At 53.7% G+C, this 5,030-nt stretch carries 1 tRNA gene and 3 rRNA genes; all 4 read right to left on the reverse strand.

From position 1 onward, the window contains the following. Positions 1-62 precede the first annotated feature (62 nt). A 5S ribosomal RNA gene (gene rrf / locus AS160_RS08920) occupies positions 63-176 on the reverse strand. A gap of 33 nt (positions 177-209) precedes the next feature. Further along, a 23S ribosomal RNA gene (locus AS160_RS08925) occupies positions 210-3,125 on the reverse strand. A gap of 30 nt (positions 3,126-3,155) precedes the next feature. After that, a tRNA-Ala gene (locus AS160_RS08930) sits at positions 3,156-3,231 on the reverse strand. A gap of 46 nt (positions 3,232-3,277) precedes the next feature. Further along, positions 3,278-4,819: ribosomal RNA gene (locus AS160_RS08935) — 16S ribosomal RNA — on the reverse strand. Together the 16S, 23S and 5S rRNA genes with 1 tRNA gene alongside form the textbook arrangement of a ribosomal RNA operon. Positions 4,820-5,030 lie beyond the last annotated feature (211 nt).

Here is a 5,030-nt window from a genome sequence, read left to right on the forward strand (position 1 = left end):
AAAACATTGTTTGAAATTTTCAAATAAAAACCCCCTGTCTTTTGACAGGGGGAAAATAAAAAGAGGGGCGCTACCTACTCTCGCATGGATTGCCCATACTACCATCGGCCCAGATATGCTTAACGGTCGGGTTCGGCATGGATCCGCGTGTTTCCATATCTGGTATCTGCACCCCTCAATACTCATTCACATGTGCATAGTTACTTAATAAGGTCAAGGCCTCGGGCTATTAGTACCGGTCGGCTCAATACATCACTGTACTTACACCTCCGGCCTATCTACGTCCTAGTCTCGAACTGCCCTTACCTCCGTAGAGTGGGAAACCTCATCTCGGGGCCCGTTTCCCGCTTAGATGCTTTCAGCGGTTATCGGTCAGGTACTTGGCTACTCAGCTCCTGCTCCTGGCGGAACAGCTGATTTACCAGTGGTACCCTCACACCGGTCCTCTCGTACTAGGTGTGACCCCCCTCAAGTTTCCTACGCCCGCAGCAGATAGGGACCGAACTGTCTCACGACGTTCTGAACCCAACTCACGTACCGCTTTAATGGGCGAACAGCCCAACCCTTGGGACCTACTTCAGCCCCAGGATGCGATGAGTCGACATCGAGGTGCCAATCCGCGCCGTCGATATGAACTCTTGAGCGCGATAAGCCTGTTATCCCCGGGGTAACTTTTATCCGTTGATCGACGGCCCTTCCACTCGGATCCGCCGGGTCACTAAGACCGTGTTTCCACCCTGCTCGACCTGTCAGTCTCGCAGTCAGGCAGGCTTTTGCCTTTACACTCTTCTGTGGATTTCCAACCCACATGAGCCTACCTTCGCGCACCTCCGTTACTCTTTAGGAGGCGACCGCCCCAGTCAAACTGCCCACCTAACACTGTCCCACCTGTGCTCTTCACACTTAATGGTTAGTAACCCATCATGCTGAGGGTGGTATCCCACCGTCGGCTCCTCCTACCCTTGCGAGCAGGATTCTCCGCCTCCCACCTATCCTGTACACAACATGACAAGTTACAATGTCAGGCTACAGTAAAACTCCACGGGGTCTTTCCGTCTAACTGCGGGTACTGGGCATCTTCACCCAGTCTGTAATTTCACCAGGCCCTCCGCTGAGACAGTGTCCAAATCGTTACGCCATTCATGCAGGTCGGAACTTACCCGACAAGGAATTTCGCTACCTTAGGACCGTTATAGTTACGGCCGCCGTTTACCGGGGCTTCGGTTCGTAGCTCTCACCACTCCCCTTAACCTTCCGGCACTGGGCAGGCGTCAGACCCTATACGTCCTCTTTTCGAGTTCGCAGAGTCCTGTGTTTTTGGTAAACAGTCGCCTGGACCTTGTCACTGCGACTCCCCAATGCAGTTGCCCACATCAAGGAGCACCCCTTCTCCCGAAGTTACGGGGCTATTTTGCCGAGTTCCTTAGCGGAGGTTAGCCTGCTCCCCTTAGCCTTCTCAGCTCACCCACCTGTGTCGGTTTTCGGAACGGGCATACATCAACCAGTAAGCGAGGTTTTTCTTGGCAGCTTGGCTACGACCTCGTTGGACTTACGTCCTCCCCATCACGCTTCAGTCTCCACCAGCGGATTTCCCTACCAGCTTCTCTGACCTTTGCGCTTAGATGAGCGTGCCACTTGCTCACGAGGCTTTACCTTCTGCGTCACCCCTCTTACTATCGGTCATGTATGGCACGGGATTCTTTACCCGTTTTCCATCGGTTACTCCTTTCGGATTCACCTTAGGTCCCGGCTTACCCTGGGCGGACGACCCTTCCCCAGGTACCCTTGGGCTTTCGGGGGGAAGGATTCTCACCTTCCTCTCGTTACTCATGCCCACATCCGCTCTTGTGCTTCGTCCAACAAGCTTCGCAACTTGCCTTCTCCCTACTGCACAATGCTCCCCTACCAATCCGCAGATTCCGCAGCTTCGGAGTACAGCTTTAGCCTCCTTACATTTTCGGCGCAGTCCGCCTCAACCGGTGAGCTGTTACGCACTCTTTTAATGATGGCTGCTTCTAAGCCAACATCCCGGCTGTCTCTGGCAGTCCACTACCTTTCACACTTAGCTGTCCCTTCGAGTCCTTAGCTGGCGGTCTGGGCTGTTTCCCTCTCGACCATGGAGCTTTTCCCCCACAGTCTGTCTCCCGACTATTAACTTACGGTATTCGGAGTTTGACAAGTTTCGGAGGTTACCCCCCTACGCCTATCAGTGCTCTACCCCCGTAAGTCTTCTGTCGAGGCCGTGCCTACACACGTTTCGGGGAGATCCAGCTATCACCAGGTTCGGTTGGCTTTTCACCCCTATCCACAGGTCATCCGAATGCGTTTCACTGCATACCGGTTCGGGCCTCCATTGCGTTTCACCGCAACTTCACCCTGCCCATGGATAGCTCACCTGGCTTCGGGTCTGCATACATTGACTATTCGCCCTTTTCAGGCTCGCTTTCACTTCGGATCCACCTCTCTCGGCTTATCCTCGCCAATGCATGCAATTCGTGGGCACATTAATCAAAAGGCACGCGGTCACTCTTTCGAGCTCCCACTTCTTGTAGGCTTACGGTTTCAGGTTCTCTTTCACTCCCCTCCCGGGGTCCTTTTCACCTTTCCCTCACGGTACTTCTTCTCTATCGGTCGACGGGTAGTATTTAGCCTTGGATGGTGGTCCACCCAGATTCACGCAGGATTCCTCGTGTCCCACGCTACTTGGGAGAGTAATCCAGGGATTCATATGTATTTCGCCTACGGGACTTTCACCCTCTTCGGTGTATCTTCCCAGATACTTCGGCTATACATATTTCTTCCCCGAGCCTCATGCAGTTGGCTCCGATTACTTCCCTCTACCCCAGTTAGGCAACGGCTGCACCCTTTTACACCTAACTGGTTTGGGCTACTCCCCTTTCGCTCGCCACTACTCAGGGAATCTCGTTTGATTTCTTTTCCTCCGGGTACTAAGATGTTTCCCTTCCCCGGGTTCGCCTCTCCTTTCGGAGATTTTCGGGTTTCCCCATTCGGACATCTGCGGATCAACGCTCGCTTGCAGCTCCCCGCAGCTTTTCGCAGCTTGCCACGTCCTTCTTCGCCTCCCGTCGCCAAGGCATCCTCCGTAAGCCCTTTTTACCTTGACCTTATCTTTCACTATGCACTTGTCAATGAGCTGGTGGAGTAGAGGGGACTTGAACCCCTAACCTTCTGCGTGCAAGGCAGACGCTCTCCCAGTTGAGCTACTACCCCAACTCCTTCACTACTGAACAGAGACACCCTTTTCTTTTCTCCTTAGAAAGGAGGTGATCCAGGCGCACCTTCCGGTACACCTACCTTGTTACGACTTAGCCCCCCTCGCTGACTCCACCCTCAATAGGCGTCCTCCTTCCGGTTGGACTACCCATCTTCGGGCGTTTCCAACTCGGGTGGCTTGACGGGCGGTGTGTACAAGACCCGGGAACGTATTCACCGCAGTATGGCTGACCTGCGATTACTAGCGATTCCGGCTTCATGTAGTCGGGTTTCAGACTACAATCTGAACTGGGGCAGGGTTTCTGGGATTCGCTCCGCCTTTCGACTTCGCTACCCTCTGTCCCTGCCATTGTAGCACGTGTGTCGCCCAGGACATAAGGGGCACGATTACCTGACGTCATCCCCTCCTTCCTCCGCCTCGTCGGCGGCTGTCTCGTTAGAGTCCCCACCTTTACGTGCTGGTAACTAACGACAAGGGTTGCGCTCGTTGCGGGACTTAACCCAACACCTCACGGCACGAGCTGACGACGGCCGTGCACCACCTGTTTAGGCTCCAGTCACAAAAGTGACCGGTCGGATACATCTCTGCATCCTACCACCTATATGTCAAGCCCTGGTAAGGTCCTTCGCTTAGCTTCGAATTAAACCACATGCTCCACCGCTTGTGCGGGTCCCCGTCAATTCCTTTGAGTTTCATCCTTGCGGACGTACTCCCCAGGCGGCCCACTTATCGCCTTAGCTTCAGCACGAACGGTACTACCGCTCACACCTAGTGGGCATCGTTTACGGCTAGGACTACCCGGGTATCTAATCCGGTTTGCTCCCCTAGCTTTCGGGCCTCAGCGTCAGGTTTACCCCAGGAGACCGTCTTCACCACCGGCCTTCTTACCTGTATCTACGCATTTCACCGCTACACAGGTAATTCCGTCTCCCTCTAGTAACCTCAAGTTATCCAGTTTCAGACGCAGCCCCTTGGTTGAGCCAAGGTTTTTTACATCTGACTTAGATAACCGCCTACACCCCCTTTACGCCCAGTGATTCCGGGCAACGCTCGCCCCCTACGTATTACCGCGGCTGCTGGCACGTAGTTAGCCGGGGCTTTTCCTTATCTACCCTCATCTGTGAGACATTCCCTTCTCACTTTATTGTTCGATAAGTTCAGAAGTTTACGTCCCGAAGGACTTCGTCCTCCACGCGGCGTCGCTGGATCAGGGTTTCCCCCATTGTCCAATATTCCCCACTGCTGCCTCCCGTAGGAGTGGGGGCCGTGTCTCAGTCCCCCTGTGGCCGGCCACGCTCTCACGCCGGCTACCCGTCGTCGGCTTGGTAGGCCTTTACCCTACCAACTACCTGATGGGTCGCAGGCAGCTCCTCCAGCCATGCCTTAGCACGCTTTCACCTCTCGGTCTCATCTGGTATTAGCCATCGTTTCCAATGGTTGTCCCAGTCTGGAGGATACCTTCCTACGCGTTACTCACCCGTTCGCCACTAGTACTACTCCCCGAAGAGAGCCTCCTCGTTCGACTTGCATGTGTTAAGCACGCCGCCAGCGTTCGCCCTGAGCCAGGATCAAACCCTCCATCCAAGAGTTCGACCTCGCTCTTCTTTACTTCCGCTGGGTGTCTCTGTTCACTTGTCAAGGAGCTTTTCCTTCCACTGGCTTTCGCCCGCGTCCGAGTATATATATTACCACCTTTTCTCCACTTTGTCAACTTACATCTTCGTTAATTTTGTTAATTAATAGTGAATTGATTTGTAAAAAAAGTATTTATATGATCTATAATAAACTTTATACC

The organism is Marinitoga sp. 38H-ov (genome assembly GCF_011057715.1).
Lineage (GTDB): Bacteria > Thermotogota > Thermotogae > Petrotogales > Petrotogaceae > Marinitoga.